The sequence below is a fragment of the Ottowia sp. VDI28 genome (genome assembly GCF_049532675.1).
GTDB lineage: Bacteria > Pseudomonadota > Gammaproteobacteria > Burkholderiales > Burkholderiaceae_C > Ottowia.
In genome coordinates, this window is record NZ_CP149820.1 from 332,930 (window position 1) to 356,072 (window position 23,143).

Here is a 23,143-nt window from a genome sequence, read left to right on the forward strand (position 1 = left end):
ACCATGACCCGGCTCGTAGCCCCACGAATCGCTTCGGGCATGGTGCCTCGGGCATCGCTGGTGGACAGGCTGATGGACGCGCGCCGCAAGCGCTGCATAGTGGTCCAGGGACCACCTGGCAGCGGCAAGACATCCTTGCTGCTGGCTATGCGCGGGCAATTGATGACGCACGGTTTCGAAGTGGCCTGGTTGTCACTGGCCGCGGAAGAAGCCGAACTCGATACTTTTCTGCAGGGACTGATCGCCAGCCTGGGCAGTTCGGACCGTGCCTCGGTTCGGGCGGCGTGGCTTCTGGCCAGCGAAGGGCCACGTAACTCCGACGCTGTCGAGCACTGCATGATCGCGTTAGCTCAAGGCTTGGCAACCCGCAGCGGCGAATTGGTGCTGATGGTCGACGACACTCACCAGCTTTCCAGCGCTCCTGCCCTGCAGGCCCTCACTTGGTTGCTGGAGTATTCGCCGCCAGGTTTTCACGTGGTGCTTGCTTCGCGGGAAATCCTTCCGCATCCATTGGGTACCGCAGTCGCGCGTTTGCGGCAACGCCAGATGGCGGTAGATTTTTCATGGCCCGATCTGCGCTTTACTTTGGCCGAGTCGGAGCTTTTCCTTCGCGGACGGCTTGGCACAGTGACGCAAGAGGAGGCGAAGAGCTTACACGAGCGTACCGACGGCTGGATCGCCGGCCTGCAATTGCTTTGTCTCCACTACAGGGACCAGGAAGCGGCCGTGCGTGAGATGCCGCTCAAGGACGCGGGGAGTTTCGCGGCCTATTTCGAGCAGCATGTACTGGAACACTTGTCCCACGCTGACTTCGAGTTGCTCAGCCGTGTTGCCATCTGCCATCGCTTCAGCGCTGATCTGGCCGTCGCGTTGCTCGGCGGTGCGTGGAGCGCCGGGCAAATCGAACAACGCCTGTCCATGCTGGACCGCGACAGTCTGTTCATCTATCAGGAGCAAGACCGCGAGACACGCATCTGGTGGCGTCTGCATCCGCTGTTACGCGAAGTCCTGGAGGCCAAGGCCGAAGATGGGCTGGGCGGAGCTATGGCGATGTTGCACCGCCGCGCATGGGCTTGGTTCGCGGCCCACGGCATTGTGTCCGAAGCCGTGCACCATGCTGTCCAGGCTGGAGAAGGAGAAGCTGCCGCACAAATGGTTCAGGCCTGCTCGCGCGAGCTATTGAACACGGGCAATTTCCCGTTGATCAGGGCGCTGCTGCGGCAGATTCCGCCAAACATTGTCGAACGGCATGCGGGCCTGCGCTTCGCACTCGCCCATGTCCACCTCAACTCGCGCGAACTCGATGCGCTGGATAGTGACATCGAAGTGCTGGAACAGGAGACGCTCGATGCGCTTCAACGCGCCGAACTCGAGCTTTTGCGATGTGCCGCAGCGCTTCACCGCGACGATGTGGATGCCGCCGCGCACTTGCTTCCCCAAATCGAATGTCTTCCGGGAGGCGCGGATCAGCTTCTGACATCGACCAGCGCGAACCTGCTGGCGTGGACCCATCTGGCGAGGGGCGACTACGCACTCGCGCGAGAGGTGCTCGGTCAGCGCAATGCGCAGCAAGATGGGCCCGTGGCGCGGTTGACGGGCCTGTGCCTGGAAGGTTTGCTGTACACGCTCGAAGGACGCATGACCGATGCGGAGCACTTGTACCGTCAGGTGCTGGACGCGGAATGCGAAGGTGCCGCGGGCGTACAACTGTCTAACTTAGCGGCGGCGCTTCTGGGCGACGTCTTGTATGAACTCGATGAGCTTGACGCGGCCTGTAACTTGCTGGACCCGCGCATGGATCTGATTGAGCACACGGGCATTCCCGAGGCCATCCTGCGCGCTGCCATCGTGCTGGCCAGTGCACACTGGCTGTGCGGCCGGCGGCTCGAAGCACTGGCCCAGCTCGATCGGCTGGAAGACTATGCCTTCCAGCGTGGGCTGCCCCGATTACACGCGCACGCGCTATGCCTGCGCGTGCGCATGCAGCAGCAGCGCGGTGAGATGCTTGCGGTGTCGGACGCGCTGTGTAAATTGGACGAACTGGTGGCGCAGCGCCGCGGCCAGGACGATTCGGTCTCACAGGAAATCATGCGCTTGGCCGAGCGGGCGCAAATCGCGGTGCACCTGAATCGCGGAGAACTTGCTTTGGCTGCGGACGGGCTTCGCGATTTGCTGCAGCGCTTTCATGCCATGGGCCGGTTGCGGCCTGCGGCGGCGCTCATGATGCAGCTTGGACTGGTGGAGCGCAACCGCGGCAACGAGCCGGCGGCATTGCCTATATTGGTCGATGCTCTGCGGATGGGGCATCGCTTGGGTTTGATCCACACGGTGCTGGACGTATCGCGGCGCGTGCCAGCCGCGCTGCATGGGCTGGTGGAGTCAGGCGTGCTTGATCCGGTGCTGAATTTCTACGCACAACGCCTGCTGAAAGTAGCGGACCGCAAGCGTACGCTCAAAACCACCGCACAGGAGTCCGCCGCGCAGGACAAGCCCCTTGAGCCGTTGAAGGAGCGCGAACTGGAGATCCTGGGATTGCTGGCTCAGGCGCTACCCAACAAGAAGATCGCCCGTGTTCTCGGTCTATCACCCGAAACGGTGAAGTGGTATCTGAAGAATATCTATATCAAGCTGGGCGTTACCGCGCGGGATGCCGCCGTCGCACGAGCGCGCGACCTGCAGCGCTAGCGTTCGAGCTCAGAAGCCACCACGGCCACCACCGCATATGACGGTTTGCCCGCTGATGTAATCAGACTCGGGCAAGCAGAAGAGATAGATCGCCCCGGCGGCTTCCTCGGGCGTTCCCAGCCGTCCGAGCGGGATTTCTCGGCCAGCCAGCGCTGCGCGCTCAGCTGGAACGCCGACGCGAATGTCATGGCCCTCTATCGAGACAAAGGCACTTTCGCCTTGGGGCACACGCTGGGTGAGCCGTGTCTCGATGGCCCCGAATGCCACGCAGTTGACGTTGACCTTCATCCGTCCCCACTCCTTTGCCATCGCCTTGGTGAGGCCGATCACGCCAGCCTTGGCCGCCGAGTAGTTGGCTTGTCCAGCGTTGCCGCCAGTGCCCGAGACCGAAGACACGTTCACGACCTTGCGAAAGACTTCGCGGCCTTGCTCCTGCTCGCTGCTGCTCACGTTCCGAAAGTATGGTTGGGCGGCACGAAGCAGACGGAAAGGCGCGGTCAGGTGACAGGCCAGGATGGCTTCGAACTGCTCGTCGGTCATCTTCTGGATTACGTTGTCCCAGGTGTAGCCGGCGTTGTTGACAATGATGTCGATCGCACCGAAGCCATCGAGCGTAGCGGCGACGATTCGCGTGCCGAAGTCGGGCGCCGCTACGTTGCCTGCGACAGCCAACGCCCGTCCGCCAGCGTGTTCGATTTCCGCGGCCACTTCATTGGCGGGTGTCTCATCAAGGTCATTGACGACGACGGCCGCGCCTGCGCTGGCCAGCTTGAGCGCGACGGCGCGGCCAATGCCGCGGCCGGCGCCAGTCACAATGGCCACTTTGGATTGGAGCGTTGGATGCATGATTTGTGTTCCTTTGTCTTCAGTGCGCGTCCGCGCGGCCATAGAGCGTCACCACGCAGGCGCCGCCCAGTCCCAGATTGTGTTGCAGTGCAATATCGAGCTTGTCGACCTGGCGCGCATCAGCGGTGCCGCGCAACTGGTGCGTCAGCTCGTAGCACTGCGCCAGGCCGGTTGCGCCGAGCGGATGCCCCTTGGAGAGCAGGCCACCTGACGGATTGGTCACGCACTGCCCGCCGTAGGTGTTGCTACCATCCAGCACAAAACGTTCTGCTTGCCCTTCCGGGCAGAGACCGATAGCCTCGTAGGTGAGCAGCTCGTTGTGAGCGAAGCAGTCGTGCAGTTCGCATACACGCACGTCCTTCGGCTCGACGCCGCTCTTTTCATAGACGTTTTGCGCGGCGGCGCGAGACATGTGAAAGCCGACATAGCCGATCAACGATGGCGGATCGAAAGATTCCACGACGTCGGTAGCCATGGATTGCGCGAGCACTTGCACATCGGTGCGCAGACCGTGGCGGCGGGCGAACTTTTCCGAAACCACGATGGCAGCAGCCGCACCGCAGGTGGGGGCAGGCCATGAGGCGGGTGGCGACACCAGGCCAGAGCGCCTTGTCGTTCATCACGTCGTCCACCGAAAGAACTGTGCGAAACATCGCAAGCGGGTTATTGGCCGCATGGCGGCTGGCCTTGGCGCGGATCGCCGCGAAGGTTTCCAGTTTCGTGCCGTACTTCTGCATGTGCTCGCGCCCGGCGCCAGCAAAGCAGCGCATCGCGCGTGGCACGCCTTCCGCATCTGCGGTCAGGTCTTGCCAGACGTGGTGAAAGCGGGTTCGCGTCTCGGGCCTGTCGTTCCAGTGTGATTGCAGTGCACCCGCTTGCATTTGCTCGAATCCTACGGCCAGCGCGCAGTCGACCTGGCCCAGTTCGACGGCCGTGCGTGCAAGAAACAGGGCACTGGAGCCTGAGGAACAGTTGTTGTTGACGTTGAAGATCGGCACGCCGGTGCGTCCCACTTCATACAGCACGGTTTGGCCGCAGGTGGAGTCGCCATAGACATAGCCCGCATAGGCGGACTGGATCTTGTCGTAGGAGAGTTCGGCGTCGGCCAGTGCTCGACGAACTGCTTCTGCGCCCATTTCCACGTAGGTTGGGCTGGCGCCGGGCTTGGTGAAAGGGATCATGCCAACGCCGGCAATAAAGGTCTTCTGGCTCATGGATTGAATGTTCGGAGGTGTGAAGGTGTGACCGTCATCTTGGAGCAGCCCGACCTTCGAGTCACCACCCCGGTCGGGGGAGAGCGCCGTCGCATTCACATACATCGCGCGCAATTCGCGCTTGAGCACCTTGCCCACCGGGTTGCGCGGAAGGTCACCGACCAATCGGACGGCAGCCAGACGCTGGGTCTTACCCACCTGCGCGTTGCACCATTGCTGAATTTCTTGCGCATCGACATCAATACCGGTGCGCGGCACTACAAAGGCGATGGGCGTTTCACCCCAGCGTTCGGAGGGTACCCCGACGACAGCGGCATCCTGGACTTGCGGATGACGGCGCAACTGCAACTCCAGATCGCTCGGATAGATGTTGAAGCCACCGCTGATGATCATGTCCTTCTTGCGATCTACCAGGACGAGAAAGCCATCGGCATCGAAATAGCCTACGTCGCCGCTGCGCAGGAATCGTTTGCCGTCCTTATCGAACCAATCAAGGCTGGTGCTGCTTTCCTGGCCGTGATATCCATTCATCATGGTGCTCGATCTACCCACGATCTCGCCAGGCTCGCCCTGCGGAAGGGGTTCATTCTGTTCACCGACGATGTGAAATTCGCTGCCCGGCGCCGGTCGGCCCACCGTGTGCAGCTTGTCGGGATGGTTGTGTACCTCCAGCATGCAGCTGCCCCCGCCTTCGGTGGTGCCATAGAACTCCGTTAGCGCTCCAGGCCAGTGCCGTGCTACCTCGGTCTTGAGCTGTGGAGAGAAGGGGGCGCCGGCACAGAACTTCATCCGGAAGCTACCGAGATCGAAGGCGCCGAAATTGGGCTCCGACAGGATGCGTTGGTATTGCACGGGCACCAGGATCGTGTGGGTAGCCCGTTCTTGCTGTGCAAGTTCGAGGTAGCGGCGCGAATCGAACTTGGGCATCAGCACTACGGTTCCTCCTCCGGCCAAGGCAGGAAACAGGGCGACTAACGTGGTATTGGAGTACAACGGGGTCGCGAGCAAAGTGACGGCATCAGGCCCATAGCCAAGCTGTTCGCGGCGCGCGACCTGGCTGGCTCTGCGTTCATGCGTCTGCACGATCCCCTTGGGTGTGCCGGTGGTACCCGATGAGTAGATGATGTTGAACGGCCACTGCGGCTCGATCGTGATTGGTTCGGATTGACTGTCCTCTTCAGTGCCCTCTTCAGGTAGCCAACTCTGCAGACTGGCATCGCCGTCGCTCAGATTGATGCACAGGTCGGAGAGGCCAGCGTTGCGCACGAGCGCCATAGTGCTCGCATCCGCAAACACAAGGTTGGCCGGTCCGTCTTGCACCATGACCGCCAGCGACTCCGGCGTAGCAGTTGGGGGAAGGGGCGCCATCACCACGCCCGCGCGCACCGTACCGAGGAATGCCGCGACATATTCAATGGACGAGGCCGCGCAGATGGCCACGACGTCCCCCGGTCGGAGCCCATCGCGCTGCAGTGCCAAGGCGATGCGGCCGGACAATCTGTCCAGTTCTTTGTAGGTGACCCTATGGACGCCGCAGATCAGCGCCAGCGCTTCGGGACGCTGCCGTGCCTGGTCGTGCACGAGGTCGGATACTGGGCAGAAGCGGGGTAAGGACGGACGGAGTTCGTGGGGTGGCATAGCGGCGGGACGCGGGCAATCGTCTTGCTGAAGTTTGCAATCCGTCCGCATGCTACTCAGGCGCCGAAGAACCGCACCACCCATATCGGGTGGCGTAGATCATGAGGCATAAGGCTATCTTTATGCACTTATACATCAGTATGAATTAAGCCATCTCATACTGATGTGTCGGTATTTTACTGACTGAGCCTATTCTTTTTCTATCATGGTTGACTTGGTGATTTACCGATATATAGGTACAATTTATGCTATTTCATACCTATATATAGGCATGTCAGGCACGCCAAAAGCCATAGACCGACTTCCGCCCGCCACTCTTGCCGCCATTGAAAAGCTGGGTGCTGACTTGGCTGTTGCCCGGCTTCGCCGCAAAGAGTCACTGGCGAGCTGGGCAAAGCGCATAGGCATCAGCATCTCCACGTTGCAGCGCCTGGAGTCGGGCGACCCGACCATCAGCATAGGAATCGTGGCCAGTGCTCTGTGGCTTATGAGCCGTGATGGTGCGATTGCAGAGCTGGCGGCGCCAGCCAATGACCGGGGCGCCTTGGAACTGGAGGTTCGCGAGGCCGAAGAGCTTGGCCGTGCACGCGCACGTGCTTCTCAAGAGGCGCGAATAAAGGCGGCCGCCAACAAGCCCCGAAGAGCTGCCAATGCGCTGCGATAACCTGTTTCTTTGGTACTTGGGCGAGGACGCGCCTCGAGCAGAGTCAATGATGCGCGCGCACCCGCGTTGCGGCCACCAGCGGACCTCAGATTTGATGCTCGAAGGCATCTCATCCTGCTGGCAGGATTCAATTGAGGCAGAACTAGCATGGGAAATTTCTCGCTGATGGGACTGAAATCGCCTATGTGGTACCATTTAACTTGGCCCTTCGATTCACGAACGCCCAAGTTCCACTTGGGACGCTGATGTAGTGAACGCGGGGCCTTTTATTTTTTACCGTGCTGCTTCTTGGCAAATTCCGGGCGGATGGCAGCATCGGCTGGCTTGAAGAGCCAATGTCGATAGGGATCAAGCCATAAGCTCAACATGCCTTGTGACTTTCCGGTATTGATTCCAATATTGAACGCATTTCCGCTATAGGTTGCGCGGATCTCAGACAGGACGTGCTTATAGACTCGTTCTTTGGCGATGGTCCGCTTGCCTCGGCGGTTGCTGCCAACGGGCTTTTCTTTGTGCTTGTCGTTCAACCTGAACTGCATAGCACCTAGCACTAAGTCCAGTGCTTGCAAGACGACATGTTCTTTGGAGTCAATTTCTGCCAATTGATCTTGTCGAATAACGATGCCGGCCCGCTTGAAATCTGCCGCTTTGCTGAGACCTGTCACGAAACCTTTGAATGCGGCGCACTTTTCGGCGGTGTCGGGAAGCTTGTCAAAGTAGATACGTACCCCCGCGGCAGGCAAGTGCGGGAGACCGGCATGCTTTAGCCCGAAAGCATGCTTGATGAATTGGTAGTACAGCAGGAAGAAGCCGTTTTCCCGCTGCTCTGGCGTCAGCCGATATGCCGAAAAATAGTTCTGGGTGAACATGATGCGTAGTTTGAGTTTGTCTTCTCGCACCAAGTTGAATATTTCGGAAGCAAGCTCAATGTACTTCTGCGCGTAGGGTTCGGTAATTTTTTGCCATTTCACTTCTCCCAGAAGGTTCAGTCGGAGCTTGCAAGCTTCAAGCCGCTCAATAACCTCCATCAACTGAGATGACTCTACTAAAGCACCACCATAAAAGTTGGCAAAGTGTTTTCCGGAGGAGTCAGATTCATCGCAATAGAGAACTAGCTCGCGAGCCATGGATATGTGATTGGCTCAAGCATCAATATTCATCGCCCGCAGCGCATTCGTCTCAATGAAGTCCCTCCGCGGCTCCACCTCATCGCCCATCAAAGTGGTGAACACGCGGTCTGCCTCAATGGCGTCGTCGATCTGCACGCGCAGCAGGCGGCGCACTTCGGGGTCCATGGTGGTTTCCCAGAGCTGCTCGGGGTTCATCTCACCCAGCCCTTTGTAGCGCTGGCGCGTGGTGGTGCGTTCGGCTTCGCTGATGAGCCAGGCTATGGCTTCGCGGAAGTCGCTGACGCGTTCTTCCTTGGCGCGTTCGCCTTCACCTCGTGCAACCTTGGCACCTTCACCCAGCAGGCCACGGAAGGTCTGCGCGGCTTCGGCCAGGGCGGCGTAGTCGGCGCCGTGCACGAAATCCTGCGTGATGATGCTGCTCTTGATGTTGCCGTGGTGGCGGCGGCTGATGCGCAAAATGGGCTTGTCGGTGCGGACGTCGAATTCGCTCGCGACCTCGGTGCCGCCGCCGTTGCTTTCCTGGGCGCGCAAGTGTGCCTGCAGTGCCACGGCGCTGGCTTCGGCTGCTTCCACAGTATCCAGATCCAGGGCCACGCCGTCGGCCATGGCGCGCAGGGCTTCACCGTCCATGAAGGCAGAAAGGCGCTCGATCACGGCTTCGGCCACCTGGTGCTTGCGGGCCAACTCGGCCAGGGTGTCGCCCGTGAGGGTTTGCGCGGGCGCGCCGTTCACGGCGGTACCGGTGAACACACTGGCTTCCTTCAGGGCCACGCGCAGCAGGAAGGCATCGAGCGCGCTGCCGTCTTTCAGGTAGAGCTCTTCCTTGCCGGCCTTGACTTTGTAGAGCGGCGGCTGGGCGATGTAGATGTGTCCGCGTTCGACCAACTCCGGCATCTGCCGGTAGAAGAAGGTGAGCAGCAGGGTGCGGATGTGGGCGCCGTCCACGTCGGCGTCGGTCATGATGATGACGCGGTGGTAGCGCAGCTTGTCGATGTTGAAATCGTCGGTGCCGCTCTTGCCGGAATCAGCGGCTGTCTTGCCGATGCCGGTGCCCAGGGCTGTGATGAGCGTGATGATTTCGTTGCTCGTCAGCAGTTTTTCGAAGCGTGCGCGTTCCACGTTCAAGATCTTGCCGCGCAGCGGCAGGATGGCCTGGAATTTGCGGTCACGCCCTTGCTTGGCGGAGCCCCCTGCGGAATCACCCTCCACGATGTAGATTTCGCACATGGAGGGGTCTTTTTCCTGGCAGTCGGCCAGTTTGCCGGGCAGGCCGAAGCCATCGAGCACGCCTTTGCGCCGGGTCATCTCGCGGGCCTTGCGGGCGGCCTCGCGGGCGCGGGCGGCGTCCACGATCTTGCCGCAGATGATCTTGGCGTCGGTGGGGTTTTCTTCCAGGTATTCGGCGAGCGCCTTGGCCACGATGTCTTCCACCGGAGCCCGGACTTCGCTGGAGACGAGCTTATCCTTGGTCTGGCTGGAAAACTTGGGCTCAGGCACCTTCACGGAAAGCACGCAAGTCAGGCCTTCACGCATGTCGTCGCCGCTGACTTCGACCTTCGCCTTCTTGGCGATTTCGTTGGTTTCGATGTACTTGCTGATGATCCGCGTCATGGCGGCGCGCAAACCCGTCAGGTGGGTGCCGCCGTCGCGCTGCGGGATGTTGTTGGTGAAGCACAGCACCTGCTCGTTGTAGCCGGTGTGCCATTGAATGGAGACCTCTACGCCGATTTCCGTGCCGGGAATGCCGCCGTAGGTGTCGGCCGGACGGGTGCCGGTGGCATTGAAGGAGTTCTTGTTCAGTACTTCCTTGCCGGTGTTGATGAAGTCGACGAAGCCCTTGACGCCGCCAGCGCCGGAGAAGTCGTCTTCCTTGCCGGTGCGTTCGTCCTTCAGGCGGATGCGCACGCCGTTGTTCAGGAAGCTGAGCTCGCGCAGGCGCTTGCTCAGGATTTCATAGTGGAAATCGCTGTTTTCCTTGAAGATCTCGGTATCGGGCAGGAAGTGCACCTCGGTGCCTCGCTTGTCCGTGTCGCCCGTGATTCTCATGGGGGAGATTTCGAAGCCGTCCACCACTTCCAGCAGGCGGTCCTGCACGATGCCGCGGCTGAACTGCAGCTCGTGCTTCTTACCGTCGCGCCGTACCGTGAGGCGCAGCTTGACCGAGAGCGCGTTCACGCAGGAAACGCCCACGCCGTGCAGGCCGCCGGAGACCTTGTAGCTGTTCTGGTTGAACTTGCCGCCGGCATGCAACTCGGTCAGGGCGATCTCGGCCGCCGAGCGCTTGGGCTCGTGCTTGTCGTCCATCTTCACGCCGGTGGGGATGCCGCGGCCGTTGTCGGTGACGGAGATCGAGTTGTCGGAGTGGATGGTGACGACGATGTCGTCGCAAAAGCCGGCCAGGGCTTCGTCGATGGAGTTGTCCACCACCTCGAACACCAGGTGGTGCAGGCCGGTGCCGTCGCTCGTGTCCCCGATGTACATGCCGGGGCGTTTGCGTACCGCTTCCAGGCCTTCCAGGATCTGGATGGAGCCTTCGCCGTAGCTTTCCACAGCCCGCGCCGGGGCGGGTTGCGGGTTGTCTTGCGGGGGGCTGGAATCGGTCATCTGCGGTCTTCTTTCGCTCTTTTGAAGCTCAAAACCCGCCTAGGCTGGCGGGTTTGCGGGGTGAAACGCTATGAAACAAATAGCGTTGTCAGATGCGCATCGGCATCACGACATACTTGAAGGTGGTGTTGTCGGGCAGGGTGAGCAGCGCGGAGCTGTTCGAATCCTGCAACTCGATCTTCACCATGTCCTGGCTGATGTTGGAGAGGGCGTCGATCAGGTAGGTCACGTTGAAGCCAATCTCGATCTGATCGCCGCCGTAGTCGATGTCGAGCTCGTCCACGGCTTCTTCCTGCTCGGCATTGTTGGCCGCTACCCGAAGCGTGCCTGGCTCGATGTTCAGGCGCACGCCCTTGAATTTCTCGCTGGTCAGGATAGCCGTGCGCTGCAGGCTGGCCAGCAGCGGCGCGCGTCCCAGGGTCACGCTGTTCTTGTGATTCTTGGGGATCACGCGGTTGTAGTCGGGGAACTTGCCTTCGACCAATTTGGTGACGAACTCCATGCCGCCGAAGCTGAACTTGGCCTGGTTGCTGGCAAAGCGCATTTCGATCATGGGGGCCTGTGCGTCATCAGGCACGGTGGCGTCGGACAGCAGGCGCTGCAGTTCGATCACGGTCTTGCGCGGGAGGATCACTTCCTGCTTGGGCACCTCGGTTTCCAGCGTGGCGCTGGCGAAGGCCAGGCGGTGGCCGTCGGTGGCGACCAGGCTCAACTCCTTGCCCTCGGCCACGAACAGGATGCCGTTCAGGTAGTAGCGGATGTCGTGCACCGCCATGGCGAAGGCGACCTGATCAAGCAGGCCCTTCAGCGTTTTCTGCGGCACGCTGAATTCGGGGCCGAAGCTGGGGGCTTCCTGCACCAGGGGGAAATCTTCGGCCGGCAGGGTTTGCAGGGTGAACTTGCTCTTGCCGCCTTTGAGGATCAGCTTGGATTGGCTCGATTCCAGGCTCACGGTCTGGTCGGCGGGCATGGTGCGCAGGATGTCGATCAGCTTGCGTGCGCCCACGGTGGTGGCGAAGCTGCCTTCATCACCGCCGAGCTCGGCCGTGGTGCGGATCTGGATTTCGAGATCGCTCGTGGTCAGCTGCATCTGTCCGCCTTGCTTGCGGATCAGCACGTTGGCCAGCACCGGCAAGGTGTGGCGCCTTTCCACGATACCCGAGACCGACTGAAGCACGGCCAAAAGTTTGTCTTGGGTGGTCTTCAGAACGATCATGTCTTCCTCATTGATGGCGCCGTAACGGCAATGGATTGGCGTTGTGTTGGTGTGGCAGCCGGCGTAGGGGCAACCCTTGTGGGGCTGTGTAACAAATGGGGGCGCCGGCCAGAAAAACAACGCTTATTGTCGCTGCTTTTACCACTGTTTTGACGGGAGCTTGTTCTTAGCCTTTAAGAGTCTGCTCCAGGACGTGCAATTGCTGGTTGAGTTCGGTCAATTGCTGGCGCTCGCCACCGATTTTTCGTACGGCGTGCAGCACGGTGGTGTGATCCCTGCCACCGAACAGCTCGCCGATCTCGGGCAGGCTTTTCTGGGTCAGTTCCTTGGCCAGGTACATGGCGATCTGGCGCGGCCGCGCGATGGAGGCGGGGCGCTTCTTGCTGTACATGTCGGCCACTTTGATCTTGTAATAGTCGGCGACTGTCTTCTGGATGTTTTCGACGCTGATCTGGCGGTTCTGGATGGACAGCAGGTCGCGCAAGGCCTCGCGCGCCAGCTGGATCGAGATTTCCTTCTGGTTGAAGCGGGAGTAGGCCAGGATCTTTCGCAGGGCGCCTTCCAACTCGCGCACGTTCGAGCGCACGTTCTTGGCGACGAAAAAAGCGACCTCTTCCGGCATTTCGGTGCCTTCGGCGGCGGCTTTGTTGATTAGAATCGCCACCCGCATTTCGAGCTCCGGGGGTTCCAGAGCCACCGTCAGGCCGGAATCGAAGCGCGAGACCAGCCGCTCGTGAATGTCGGCCAGCCCCTTCGGGTAGGTGTCGCTGGTCATCACGATGTGGCTTTTCTTGGCCAGCAGGGCCTCGAAGGCGTTGAAAAACTCTTCCTGCGTGCGATCCTTGTTGGCGAAGAACTGTACGTCGTCGATCAGCAGCAGGTCGAGCGAGTGGTAGCGCTCCTTGAATTCGTCGAAAGTCTTGCGCTGATAGGACTTGACCACATCCGAGACGAATTGCTCGGCATGGATGTAGAGAACTTTGGCATCAGGCTGGCTGGCGAGCAGTTTGTTGCCGACCGCGTGCATCAGGTGAGTCTTGCCAAGGCCGACGCCGCCGTAGATGAACAGCGGGTTGTACAGGCGCCCGGGCGAGCCCGCCACGTGAAGCGCGGCGGCACGCGCCATGCGGTTGGCGGAGCCTTCGACCAGCGTGTCGAAGGTGAGGGCAGAGTTCAGGCGGTTGCGCGATCCATTGCGTGCCGGCTCGGGTTCGGGCGCGGCCAGTGGGGCTTCGGCGGCGGCATCAGAAGCGCCTTCCGAGCGCTTCACTGGATTGGCAATGCCAGATTTTATGGGCTGTACGCGCTGAGCAAGTGCTAACTCCACTTGCACGGGTTGACCGTGCAGCTGTTCCAGCAACCCGGCAATGCGGCCAGCGTACTGGGCGCGGATCCAATCGAGTTTGAATCTGTTGGCTACGTAAATGGTGAGGCGTGAAAGGTCGGGCTCGACCTGGACGGACAAAGGCTTGATCCAGGTGTTGAACTGCTGCTCAGGGAGCTCCTGAGCCAGCACATCTAGGCAGGCAGGCCACAGCGAGGAGGCTGCGTCTGGGGGTAAATCTGGTGCCACGCCGTCGGAAAATAGCGGCGTGTTGGGCTCGTACATGAAAAGGATCCGGTTGTGGACAAGATCCCGCGTAGGCGGCTGCCGATTGTATGCGCAGAGCAGGTTATCCACAAGGACTGAGAACCTGTTGTTTGCCGTCCGGCGGGTCAAGGATCCCCTTTCACAAAGCAACATTTGAGACTTGGCCGAAACTTTGCGATAATGCAGGGTTTCCTTGCGGCGGCCTTCAAGCCGCTTTTGGCGTTTGGCCCATAACTGGCTTTGAGCAATCAGCTTAGAAGTCAGCTTGAAAAGGGGCGCCAGTACAGCAATGGATGTGGGGTGCTCTGTCAGGTCTCTATTAGGTTAGAGGTTGGGGCGCCCTTCCCATCAAGGTCAAATTCAAGCGTGAAAGCGCAAGGGTGAAGGCGAAAGCGCCTCGCCCCAATTTTTAAATTAGTCAAAAAGGACGAATTGTCATGAAACGCACTTACCAGCCTTCCAAGACGCGCCGCGCACGTACGCACGGTTTCCTGGTTCGCATGAAGACCCGCGGCGGTCGTGCTGTCATCAACGCACGCCGCGCCAAAGGCCGCAAGCGCCTGGCTGTCTGAGTCTTGAGGCGCCTGTGCGAGCAAGCGCGACACCGCACAACGCTGCGGGTGGCGTGAGCGCGCATGCGTCCCAGGCATTTGCGAATTCGGCCTCAGTTCCAGGCCTTGCTGGCCGGTCCTGCCGTGGCGCGAACAGCGCATTTCGCTTTGCATCGGCTGAGTGCCGACGGTTTGGCGCGCGCGCCCGAACCGACGCAGGCGCTGTTTTTACCGGCCGACACCGTGTGGCTGGGAGCCATGGTGCCCAAACGCTGGGCGCGCCGTGCCGTGACGCGCAATGCGATTCGCCGGCAGATTTACGCCGTGGCTGAAGAGATTTCTTCTCCGCTTACCGCTGGTGCGCACTTGGTGCGCCTTCGCGCCGCGTTCGCGCCGGCGCAGTTTCCGAGCGCCACTTCGGCCGCGCTCAAGCGTGCCGTGCGCGCTGAGTTGATGACACTTTTTGGCAGGAGAGGCGCATGATGCGCAGGCTCCTCATTGGTGTGGTCAAGGCCTATCGCCTGCTGCTTTCCCCCTGGCTCGGATCGGCTTGCCGCTTCGAGCCTACTTGTTCTGTCTATGCCATCGAGGCGCTTGAGCGCCATGGTGCGGCTGCCGGCAGTTATCTTGTCCTGCGCCGGCTGGCCCGCTGCCAGCCCTTGTGCGCAGGCGGCTGCGATCCTGTGCCGGCCGAGCGTTCGCGCCTGTTTACCCGATTGACCTGCCCACCGGCCTCGCCGAGGAAGTCTTCATGAACGATATTCGCCGTACCATCCTGTGGGTGGTCTTTGGTTTCTCGCTGGTCATGCTCTGGGACCAGTGGCAGGTTCACAACGGCCGCAAGGCGACCTTCTTTCCCTCGGCAGCACCGGCCGCGACGGCCAGCGCGCCGGCATCTGCAACTGCGCCGGCCAGCGCGGTGCCCCCGGCGGCTTCTTCGGCTGGCGCCGCGGCAGTGCCTGGTGCAGCGCCTTCTCCTGCGGTCGCCACGGCTATTCCGCGCGAGCGCATCGAGGTGAAAACCGACGTATTGAAGCTGGTCTTCGATACCGAGGGCGGCTCGGTCATCAAGAGCGAGTTCCTCAAGTACAACGAGCAGGGGCATCCAGATCAACCCCTGGTGCTGCTCGACGACAGCACCAACCGTCTCTATATGGCCCAATCGGGCCTGACGGGTGGTTCAGCGCCCAACCACAAGACGCCGATGAAGTTCAGCGGCGAGCGGCAATTGGCCGATGGCGCCAAGGAGCTGGTGCTGCGTTTCGAATCGCCGGACAGCGGTGGCGTCAAGCTGATCAAGACCTACACCCTTACGCGGGGCTCCTACGTTCTCAACGTGAAGCATGAGGTGGTCAACACCGGTGCGGCGCCGGTTTCGCTCGAGCTCTACACGCAGCTGGTGCGCGACGGCAACAAGCCGCCGGGCGAGTCCTCGTTCTATTCGACCTTCACCGGCCCGGCTTTCTATACCGACGCCAAGAAATACCAGAAGGTCGAGTTCAAGGCCATCGAGAACGACAAGGCTGACTTCGTGAAATCTTCACCCGATGGCTATGTGGCCATGGTGCAGCACTATTTCGCGAGCGCCTGGCTGCTGGGCAGCGGCACGCCGCACGAGAACTTCGCGCGCAAGCTGGATACCAACCTGTATGCCGCCGGCATGCTCACGCCCCTGGGCGAATTGGCGCCGGGTGCCGCCAAGGCCGTGGATGCGCGGCTGTTCATTGGGCCGCAGGAAGAGAAGATGCTGGAGAGCATTTCTCCGGGGCTGGAACTGGTCAAGGATTACGGCTGGCTCACCATTCTCTCGAAGCCGCTCTACTGGCTGCTCGATAAGCTACATGGGGTGATCGGCAACTGGGGCTGGGCTATTGTGGCGCTGGTGGTGCTGCTGAAGATGGCTTTCTACTGGCTGAATGCCAAGGCCTATTCGAGCATGGCCAAGATGAAGGCCATCAATCCGAAGATCACGGAAATGCGTGAGCGGCTGAAAGACAAGCCGCAGCAGATGCAGCAGGAGATGATGCGCATCTACCGCGAGGAGAAGGTCAACCCGATTGGCGGCTGCCTGCCGATCATGATCCAGATTCCGGTGTTCATCGCGCTCTACTGGGTGCTGCTCTCCAGCGTGGAAATGCGTGGCGCGCCCTGGATTCTGTGGATCAAGGATCTGTCGACCAAGGACCCGTATTTCATCCTGCCGGTGATCATGACCTTGTCCACGATGCTGCAGACTGCGCTCAATCCGGCGCCGCCTGATCCGATGCAGGCCAAGATGATGTGGTTCATGCCGCTGATTTTCAGCGTGATGTTCTTCTTCTTCCCGGCCGGCCTGGTGCTGTACTGGATCACCAACAACCTGTTGTCGATTCTGCAGCAGTGGATCATCAATACCCGCATGGGTGTGCCTCCGCAGTTCAACTTGCCGAAGTTTTGACCACCCCCGAAGCGCGGGGCGCCTCCCCCTACGCCGGGCGCCCCTCAAGGGGGCGCACCCAGCGGACCGGCGAAGCCGGCTCCGCGGGTGCTCTGGAACACAAAAGCCCGCTTTCGCGGGCTTTTGCTTTTCTGGTGGCTCGGGTCGCTGCTGGGGCTATTCGGCTGGGCAGAGGCGAGTGTAAACACTGAGGTGCGGGTAGGGGGATCTTTGTAGGATGGCCGTTTCCAACTTTTCTGGGGGATCTTTATGGCTCGCCTTTCTTTTGCGAGGAGCGCGCTGGCGCTGACGATTCTGGCGGCAGCCACGATGTCGCAGGCTGCCACCTTGCGCATCGCCGGTGCCAACGACATCCTTACTTTCGATCCGCAGGGGCAGAACCACCAGACCACGCTGGCTTATCAGCAGATGGTGTATGAGGGCTTGGTGCGCTACGACGAGAAATTCCAGATCGAACCCGCGCTGGCGACCAAATGGACGTTTGTCTCGCCGACCCAACTGCGTTTCGAGTTGCGCAAGGGCGTGAAATTCCATGATGGCGCTCCGTTCACGGCCGACGACGTGGTGTTTTCCATTACCCGCGCCATGACGCCGCCTTCCAACCTCACCTCGTCGGTGCAGAGCGTCAAGGAGGCCAAGAAAGTCGATGACTTCACAGTGGACCTGATTCTCAAGGGGCCAAGCCCTGTGGTGCTGCGCGAGATCTCCGAGGCGCGCATCATGAACAAGACCTGGGCCGAGAAGAACAATGCCACGAAAGCACAGGACTTCAAGGCCAACGAAGAGAGCTTTGCCGCCCGCAACGCGAACGGCACCGGCCCCTTCATGCTGGTGGCCTGGCAGCCTGATACAAAGACCACGCTCAAGAAAAACCCCAACTGGTGGGACAAGCCCAAGGGCAATATCGACGAGGTGGTGTTCACGCCTATCAAATCGGCCGCCACACGCTCTGCTGCCTTGATTTCGGGCCAGGTGGATTTCGTGGTTGATCCTCCGGTGCAGGATCTGGAGCGCCTCAAGCGCGATGCCAACATCAAGATGATCGAAGGGCCGGAGAACCGCACGATCTTCCTGGGCTTCGATCAATTCCGCGATGAGTTGCCCGGTGTCAAGGGCAAGAACCCGCTCAAGGACAAGCGCGTGCGCCAGGCGCTGTACCAGGCGGTGGACATGGCAGCCATCGAGAAGACCGTGATGCGCGGTCTTGGCAAGGCCACCGGCACCATGATCGCCCCCATGGTGAATGGCTGGACGCCGCAGCTCGGTGCGCGGGCGTCCAAGTATGACGTTGCCGCTGCCAAGAAGCTGCTGGCCGACGCTGGTTACCCGAATGGCTTTGAGCTCACGCTCGACTGCCCGAACGACCGCTACGTGAACGACGAGGCCATTTGCCAGGCGATTACCGCGATGTGGACACGCGCTGGGGTGAAAACCAAGCTGCAGACCAATCCGATGTCGATCCATGCGGCCAAGATCCAGAAGTATGAAACCAGCGCTTACATGCTGGGCTGGGGCGTGGCCACGTTCGATGCGCTGTATTCGCTGGATTCGCTCATCAGTACCGTCGATCCGAAGGGCGGCGCGGCCGGCAACTTCAACTGCGGGCGCATGAGCAACCCGCAGGTCGATTCGCTGATCCAGCAGATCAAGACCGAAATGGACACCAAGAAGCGTGACGGCATGATCCACGAGGCTTTGCAGATCGTGAAGGACGACTACAACTATCTGCCGCTGCACGACCAGATCCGCCCCTGGGCCATGCGCAAGGGGGTGACGACGATCCACCGTGCGGATGACCGGCCGATGCCTACTTGGACGACAAAGAAATAGAGTTCCCCCTGAGGCGCTGGCGCGCCTTCCCCCAGAGGGGGACGCAGCCAGCGGCCGGGCCAAGCCCGCTCCGCGGCTGTCCTGGTATGGCCTGCTCCGCGGCCTTCTGACTCTGTTGACGAACCCTGCTTTTCGGTGTGAAAGCGGGGTTCTTTTTTGGGAAGCGGGGTGATGCGGGGAGCGGGTGGCGGACAATGGCGCCATGCTGAGTCCCAACGCAGATCCTATTGTGGCCATTACGACTGCGCCTGGCCGTGGCGCTGTTGGTATCGTGCGTGTGTCGGGCCCCGATGTGGCGCGGCTGGCGCAGGTAATCTGCGCGCGTGCGCTGGCGCCCCGGGTGGCGAGCTATGGGCCGTTTCAAGAGGCGGACGGCAGCCCGATCGACCATGGCCTGGCGCTGCATTTTCCGGCGCCTAACTCCTATACCGGCGAAGACGTGCTGGAGTTGCAGGCGCATGGCGGACCTGTCGTGCTGCAACTGTTGCTGCAACGATGCCTGCGCGCGGCGGCAGAGATGGATCCCGCCACCGGTGTGCCCCGGCTCGCGCGCCTGCGCCTGGCGCGTCCTGGAGAATTTACGGAGCGTGCGTTTCTCAACGGCAAGCTCGATCTGGCGCAGGCCGAGGCCGTGATGGATCTGATCGATGCCAGTACCGAAAGCGCGGCGCGTTCAGCCAGCCGTTCGCTGGCCGGCGCGTTCTCGAATGAGATCCATCAGCTCACCGACGGCTTGATCAACCTGCGCATGCTGATCGAGGCCACGCTTGATTTTCCCGAGGAGGAGATCGACGTGCTTTCGACGCACGATGTGAGCGGAAAACTGGGGCACCTGCGGGAGATGCTGGCCGGGGTGCAGGCGCGCGCACGCCAGGGGGCGTTGCTGCGCGAGGGCATCAAGGTGGTGATCGCCGGCCAGCCCAACGCCGGCAAGAGCAGTTTGCTCAACGCGCTGGCGGGCGCCGAACTGGCCATTGTCACGCCGATCGCCGGCACCACGCGCGACGTGGTGCAGCAAACCATTCAGATAGAAGGCGTGCCCTTGCATGTGCTGGATACGGCGGGTTTGCGCGAGAGTAGCGACGAAGTGGAGCGGCTGGGCATAGAGCGTGCCTGGACGCACATCGCCTCGGCTGATGCCGTCTTGCTGCTGCACGATCTCACACGTTCAGGAACACCTGAGTACGCGGCCGAGGACGCGGCCATTGCCAAGGTCATGGCCGACAAACTACCTGCCTCGGTGCCCGTGATCCACCTGTGGAACAAACGCGATGCCGCACCAGAGGCCGCCTTGCCCGAAGACGCCATAGCGCTTTCCGCGCGCACGGGCGCAGGGCTGGATGCCTTGCGCCAGCGCTTGCTGCAGGTCGTGGGATGGCAATCAGGCGCGGGCGAAGGCGTGTTCATCGCGCGCGAGCGCCACCTGCAAGCGCTGGCCCGTGCTGCTGAACATCTGGAGGCTGCCGGCGCGCACCTGGGCGGCGCCCCCATGCTTGATTTGCTGGCGGAAGAGCTGCGCCTTGCCCAGAACGCCCTGAGCGAGATCACCGGTGAGTTCACAGCAGATGACCTGCTGGGTGTGATCTTCTCGCGCTTCTGCATTGGGAAGTAATGGAAGTTCTGGGACCGCCAAGCTCCAGCTTGGCACACGCGGCGTGTGCGGAGAACACGAATGCCAAGCTGGAGCTTGGCGGTCCCAGAGGGTGGCACTCGCGGGGCTACGTGCCACATCTGGATGCGATAGGCATTTTGCAGTCCGTCACATTCCGACTGGCGGACTCCTTGCCCCAGGAGGCATTGCGGCAATTGGAGCGAGACTTGGCCGGCTTGGGTGATGATGAGCGTGATCGCAGGCGGCGCATGCAGATTGAGCACTGGCTGGATGCAGGCATGGGATGCTGTGCCTTGCGGCATCCCGCGGTTGCTGCGGTTGTTGAAGAAGCGCTGCTGAAGTTCGATGGTGAACGTTATCGGTTGATCTGTTGGTCCATCATGCCCAATCACGTGCACGTGTTGCTTGAGCCGCAGACTGATCTTGGGAGGATAGTTCAGTCTTGGAAATCATTCACAGGGCGTTGGGCATTGGCAAAAAACGTGGAACTGGATTTGGGAATTCCCGGGCCATGTTTCTGGATGAGAGACTATTGGGATCGTTACATCAGAGGTGAAGCGCATTTCAAGGCGGTAGCTGAATACATTCACCAGAACCCTGTCAAGGCGGGGCTCGTGGAGGCACCCGATCAATGGCGCTGGTCGAGTGCGTGGCACCTGGGACCGCCGAGCTCCAGCTCGGCTCTTTTGTCATCTGCGGAGGGGGTCAATGCCAAGCTGGAGCTTGGCGGTCCCAGGGGTTCTCAGGCCATGACGCGCAGCCATTGCGGCTTCCACGTCAGCGCGAAGGCGATGGCAAGCGCGGAGGCTGCCAGCCCCATTACCCATACGAGCGCGGCCATGGACGCATGATCCGCGGTCAGGCAGAACCCCAAGCTGATGGCCAGCATGAATGCGCCTTGGGTACGCAGCCGAACGGCGGTTTTGGGCAGGAGCGCATCGTTGCGCACCTGCTCCCAATGGGACTGCATGGCCAGGGCGAGCCAGGCCATGCCGAACAGGCTGGTGAGCTGTGCGGCTGCAAGGAAAACGGCTTCACGCATGGGCGGCTTTCGAGGGTTGCATCTGTACGGCGATACCCGCGCGTTGGCCCAGCCGGCGTGCGGCAGTGAATGCCAGCCATGCCGCGGCCAACAGGCACAAGTCGACGCCGGCCACCGGCCAATAGGTGTCGGTCCAGATGGTCTTGATGAGGTGATCGCCGGTGGTGATCCAGTTCAGCAGCACGGTGATCAAGGCCATGGCGGCGGCGGCCCAGCATTGTTCGCGCCAGGCCGGGTTCATGAGGCCTCGGGAGACCGGCTCGCTGCGCACGAAGGCATGGGCCATCGCGACGACCCAGGAGGCCCAGAAGATGTATTGCTCCAGATCGCCGCGGGCAGGCCAGTGGGCGGGGAGTGACTCGGGCAGCAGGCGGTTGGCGATAAGGATGCTCAGTGCCGCGAGGACCATGCCGGTGACTGTGGTGACGGCCAGCGCATCCACCACGCGCGCACCCTGGCGGCCGGCTTTGGCATGCTGCTTCTTGCGCTTTTCCACGAAGAAGATGAAGCCCGTGGCAATGCACACGCATCCCATCAACCCGCCGAAGACGTACAGCCAGCGCAGCATCCAATGGCGGAAGTGCTGCAGATGCAACCCCGTCAAGAAGGTGTTGACGCTGTCCACCGCGGTGCGTGGTGGATCTTCGCGCAACACCTCGCCGGTGCTGGCCTTGAAGTGGATGCCGTCGCCTACCAATGCGATGCGGTCCGTGCCGGCGCGGTAGACGCTGACGTAGCCGTTGGCGTCGCCCACGTGGGTGAGCGAGAGCAGCCCTACCTCCCCTGCCATTCCCTTGGCCGCCCAGCGCCGCCGCGCCTCGCTCACCATAACATCGACCGGGGCCAAAGGCGCCGCAATGCCCGAGCGGTCATGCGGCAAGCCGGTTTCCTGCGCCTCCATTTTTTCATGCAGCTCGTGCAGCGGCTCCAGTTGCGTATGCGAGACCGGAAAGTAGATGCCCGCAAAGATCACCAATCCAGTGAATGCGAAGAAAAAATGAAATGGCAACGCGAGCACGCCGGTCATGTTGTGCAGATCGAGCGCGCTGCGCTGGGTGGCCTTCTTGGGGCGGAACGTGAAGAACTCGCGGAAGATCTTGCGGTGCATGACCACGCCGCTGACCAGGGCCACGAGCATCACGAGCGCGGCGAAGCCGACGATCCAGTAGCCGACGCTGTTCCACTGAAAGTTCAGGCTGTAGTGCAGGGGGTAGAAGAAGCGGCTGCCGATCTTCAACTGGTCGTCGGGCAGCGCCACGCCTGTGCGCGGATCGATGGTGCGGTTACCCCAGACGCCTTCCTCTGGGTCTTTGGCGTTGGGCACGACATAGCCCGAGAACAAGCCCAGCACCGGGTCGCGGTGCGTGGTGTAGGCGCCCCAGGTGCGAACGGTATCGAAGCGATCGGGCAACGGGCCGTTGACGCGGTCTCGCATGAAATCAAGGCTTTCCTTTGTCGGCTGCATGTTCTCGAACACCGGGCGCAGCACTTTCTCGAACGAGGGCATGGGCTGGGGTTCGAAGCGCGATGACGGGATGGCCCAGCGGTCGATCTCGCGGTCGAAAACCGAGAGTGATCCGAAGAAAAAGCAGGCCATCAGCACGAAGCCGAGCAGCAGCCCGAACCACGTGTGCAGCCAGGCCATGCTGAGTCGAAAATTCTGGAACATGTACGTCTCTCCCTTTGTCTTCAGGTCAGCTTGGCTTGGAGCAGCGAGGCGGCAATGGCCATGAGAGCCCCGCCCCCTGCAAGCACGAGCCACACGCGCCTGAGACTGCGGGCGGCGAATGCCCATAGAAATACGGTGAGGTAGATCAGAAAACCGAGGATGGCGCTCAGATGCTCCGCATCATGGAATTCCATGCCCAGCGCGAACATGCCGGCCGTGCCAAACGCAATGAAGCCCCACGTAAAGCCATAGCCCATGAATATGGCGGTGAAGATTCTCAGCGTCACCAAGACCCACGGATGATTGTTGTGGTTCGACGTGGAGTTCATCTCAGGTGCGTTCCTTCATGGTGGTATGCAGAATCAATGAATGAGTAGACAAATGAGAATCATTCCCATTATATGACCATGATGG

The 23,143-nt window shown here is 61.1% G+C and carries 17 protein-coding genes and 2 pseudogenes; 9 read left to right on the plus strand and 10 right to left on the minus strand.

All coding sequences use genetic code 11. From position 1 onward, the window contains the following. Window positions 1–3: 3 nt before the first annotated feature. Complete coding sequence (locus tag WJU18_RS01525) at window positions 4–2,685, plus strand: LuxR C-terminal-related transcriptional regulator (protein WP_423458420.1); 2,682 nt, start codon at window positions 4–6, stop codon at window positions 2,683–2,685. A 9-nt stretch (window positions 2,686–2,694) separates the two neighbouring features. Here WJU18_RS01525 and WJU18_RS01530 read toward each other — a convergent pair whose 3' ends face one another. The 3 genes and pseudogenes from WJU18_RS01530 to WJU18_RS01540 form a co-directional block, all read right to left on the minus strand. After that, window positions 2,695–3,531 (minus strand): SDR family NAD(P)-dependent oxidoreductase, encoded by an 837-nt coding sequence (locus WJU18_RS01530; protein WP_423458421.1) that lies wholly within the window; start codon window positions 3,529–3,531, stop codon window positions 2,695–2,697. Window positions 3,532–3,550: 19 nt separating this feature from the next. Then, window positions 3,551–4,745 (minus strand): annotated as a pseudogene (locus tag WJU18_RS01535) (lipid-transfer protein). A gap of 99 nt (window positions 4,746–4,844) precedes the next feature. Continuing rightward, window positions 4,845–6,383, minus strand: a pseudogene (locus WJU18_RS01540) (class I adenylate-forming enzyme family protein); the annotation flags it as partial. Between the two features lie 205 nt (window positions 6,384–6,588). On the opposite strand from WJU18_RS01540, the gene WJU18_RS01545 reads away from it, so the two are divergent. Further along, window positions 6,589–7,047, plus strand: coding sequence for an XRE family transcriptional regulator (locus tag WJU18_RS01545; protein WP_423458422.1), 459 nt, complete (start codon window positions 6,589–6,591; stop codon window positions 7,045–7,047). A gap of 266 nt (window positions 7,048–7,313) precedes the next feature. Here the strand turns inward: WJU18_RS01545 and WJU18_RS01550 are convergent, their stop codons facing one another. From WJU18_RS01550 to dnaA, 4 genes are all read right to left on the minus strand, one after another. Beyond that, window positions 7,314–8,174, minus strand: a complete 861-nt coding sequence (locus tag WJU18_RS01550) for a DUF3800 domain-containing protein (protein WP_423458423.1) — start codon at window positions 8,172–8,174, stop codon at window positions 7,314–7,316. Between the two features lie 15 nt (window positions 8,175–8,189). Further along, the gene (gyrB, locus tag WJU18_RS01555) at window positions 8,190–10,781 is read right to left on the minus strand and encodes a DNA topoisomerase (ATP-hydrolyzing) subunit B (protein WP_423458424.1); all 2,592 of its coding nucleotides are present in this window, start codon (window positions 10,779–10,781) and stop codon (window positions 8,190–8,192) included. 88 nt (window positions 10,782–10,869) lie between these two features. Then, window positions 10,870–11,997 carry a DNA polymerase III subunit beta gene (gene dnaN, locus WJU18_RS01560; RefSeq protein WP_423458425.1) on the minus strand — a complete coding sequence of 376 codons (1,128 nt, stop codon included), beginning with the start codon at window positions 11,995–11,997 and terminating at the stop codon, window positions 10,870–10,872. Window positions 11,998–12,163: 166 nt separating this feature from the next. Then, window positions 12,164–13,606 carry a chromosomal replication initiator protein DnaA gene (gene dnaA, locus WJU18_RS01565; RefSeq protein WP_423458426.1) on the minus strand — a complete coding sequence of 481 codons (1,443 nt, stop codon included), beginning with the start codon at window positions 13,604–13,606 and terminating at the stop codon, window positions 12,164–12,166. Between the two features lie 419 nt (window positions 13,607–14,025). On the opposite strand from dnaA, the gene rpmH reads away from it, so the two are divergent. The 7 genes from rpmH to WJU18_RS01600 all read left to right on the plus strand — a co-directional run bounded on the left by rpmH (window position 14,026) and on the right by WJU18_RS01600 (window position 20,869). Beyond that, entirely contained in the window at window positions 14,026–14,160 is a 135-nt protein-coding gene (gene rpmH / locus WJU18_RS01570; RefSeq protein WP_005798102.1) for a 50S ribosomal protein L34, read from the plus strand. Window positions 14,161–14,223: 63 nt separating this feature from the next. Beyond that, window positions 14,224–14,622 (plus strand): ribonuclease P protein component, encoded by a 399-nt coding sequence (locus WJU18_RS01575; RefSeq protein WP_423458427.1) that lies wholly within the window; start codon window positions 14,224–14,226, stop codon window positions 14,620–14,622. Continuing rightward, complete coding sequence (gene yidD / locus WJU18_RS01580; protein WP_423458428.1) at window positions 14,619–14,894, plus strand: membrane protein insertion efficiency factor YidD; 276 nt, start codon at window positions 14,619–14,621, stop codon at window positions 14,892–14,894. The genes WJU18_RS01575 and yidD overlap by 4 nt, the downstream gene beginning before the upstream one ends. Next, the gene (gene yidC, locus WJU18_RS01585) at window positions 14,891–16,576 is read left to right on the plus strand and encodes a membrane protein insertase YidC (RefSeq protein WP_423458429.1); all 1,686 of its coding nucleotides are present in this window, start codon (window positions 14,891–14,893) and stop codon (window positions 16,574–16,576) included. Before yidD ends, yidC begins: the two co-directional genes overlap by 4 nt. 249 nt (window positions 16,577–16,825) lie before the next feature. Continuing rightward, a complete protein-coding gene (locus WJU18_RS01590; protein WP_423458430.1) occupies window positions 16,826–18,406 on the plus strand; it encodes an ABC transporter substrate-binding protein in 1,581 nt (526 codons plus the stop codon). Window positions 18,407–18,608: 202 nt separating this feature from the next. Further along, on the plus strand, window positions 18,609–20,018 hold the full coding sequence (gene mnmE, locus WJU18_RS01595; RefSeq protein WP_423458431.1) for a tRNA uridine-5-carboxymethylaminomethyl(34) synthesis GTPase MnmE: 1,410 nt from the start codon (window positions 18,609–18,611) through the stop codon (window positions 20,016–20,018). 278 nt (window positions 20,019–20,296) lie between these two features. Further along, window positions 20,297–20,869 (plus strand): transposase, encoded by a 573-nt coding sequence (locus WJU18_RS01600; protein WP_423460911.1) that lies wholly within the window; start codon window positions 20,297–20,299, stop codon window positions 20,867–20,869. Here the strand turns inward: WJU18_RS01600 and WJU18_RS01605 are convergent. From WJU18_RS01605 to WJU18_RS01615, 3 genes are read right to left on the minus strand one after another with little or no spacing between them, the layout of a single operon-like run. Beyond that, window positions 20,761–21,060, minus strand: a complete 300-nt coding sequence (locus WJU18_RS01605; protein WP_423458432.1) for a DUF3325 domain-containing protein — start codon at window positions 21,058–21,060, stop codon at window positions 20,761–20,763. The two genes, WJU18_RS01600 and WJU18_RS01605, sit on opposite strands and share 109 nt — an antisense overlap. After that, complete coding sequence (locus WJU18_RS01610) at window positions 21,053–22,729, minus strand: PepSY-associated TM helix domain-containing protein (protein WP_423458433.1); 1,677 nt, start codon at window positions 22,727–22,729, stop codon at window positions 21,053–21,055. Before WJU18_RS01610 ends, WJU18_RS01605 begins: the two co-directional genes overlap by 8 nt. 20 nt (window positions 22,730–22,749) lie before the next feature. Continuing rightward, window positions 22,750–23,058, minus strand: coding sequence for an iron uptake protein (locus tag WJU18_RS01615; protein WP_423458434.1), 309 nt, complete (start codon window positions 23,056–23,058; stop codon window positions 22,750–22,752). Window positions 23,059–23,143 lie beyond the last annotated feature (85 nt).

Coding starts and splice junctions, on each gene's coding strand:
- WJU18_RS01550 (WP_423458423.1), bottom strand. CDS start 8,174: ATGGCTCGCGAGCTAGTTCTCTATTGCGATGAATCTGACTCCTCCGGA.
- WJU18_RS01575 (WP_423458427.1), top strand. CDS start 14,224: ATGCGTCCCAGGCATTTGCGAATTCGGCCTCAGTTCCAGGCCTTGCTG.
- rpmH (WP_005798102.1), top strand. CDS start 14,026: ATGAAACGCACTTACCAGCCTTCCAAGACGCGCCGCGCACGTACGCAC.
- WJU18_RS01615 (WP_423458434.1), bottom strand. CDS start 23,058: ATGAACTCCACGTCGAACCACAACAATCATCCGTGGGTCTTGGTGACG.
- dnaN (WP_423458425.1), bottom strand. CDS start 11,997: ATGATCGTTCTGAAGACCACCCAAGACAAACTTTTGGCCGTGCTTCAG.
- dnaA (WP_423458426.1), bottom strand. CDS start 13,606: ATGTACGAGCCCAACACGCCGCTATTTTCCGACGGCGTGGCACCAGAT.
- yidD (WP_423458428.1), top strand. CDS start 14,619: ATGATGCGCAGGCTCCTCATTGGTGTGGTCAAGGCCTATCGCCTGCTG.
- WJU18_RS01600 (WP_423460911.1), top strand. CDS start 20,297: ATGGGATGCTGTGCCTTGCGGCATCCCGCGGTTGCTGCGGTTGTTGAA.
- mnmE (WP_423458431.1), top strand. CDS start 18,609: ATGCTGAGTCCCAACGCAGATCCTATTGTGGCCATTACGACTGCGCCT.
- gyrB (WP_423458424.1), bottom strand. CDS start 10,781: ATGACCGATTCCAGCCCCCCGCAAGACAACCCGCAACCCGCCCCGGCG.
- WJU18_RS01525 (WP_423458420.1), top strand. CDS start 4: ATGACCCGGCTCGTAGCCCCACGAATCGCTTCGGGCATGGTGCCTCGG.
- WJU18_RS01610 (WP_423458433.1), bottom strand. CDS start 22,729: ATGTTCCAGAATTTTCGACTCAGCATGGCCTGGCTGCACACGTGGTTC.
- WJU18_RS01605 (WP_423458432.1), bottom strand. CDS start 21,060: ATGCGTGAAGCCGTTTTCCTTGCAGCCGCACAGCTCACCAGCCTGTTC.
- yidC (WP_423458429.1), top strand. CDS start 14,891: ATGAACGATATTCGCCGTACCATCCTGTGGGTGGTCTTTGGTTTCTCG.
- WJU18_RS01545 (WP_423458422.1), top strand. CDS start 6,589: ATGGTTGACTTGGTGATTTACCGATATATAGGTACAATTTATGCTATT.
- WJU18_RS01530 (WP_423458421.1), bottom strand. CDS start 3,531: ATGCATCCAACGCTCCAATCCAAAGTGGCCATTGTGACTGGCGCCGGC.
- WJU18_RS01590 (WP_423458430.1), top strand. CDS start 16,826: ATGGCTCGCCTTTCTTTTGCGAGGAGCGCGCTGGCGCTGACGATTCTG.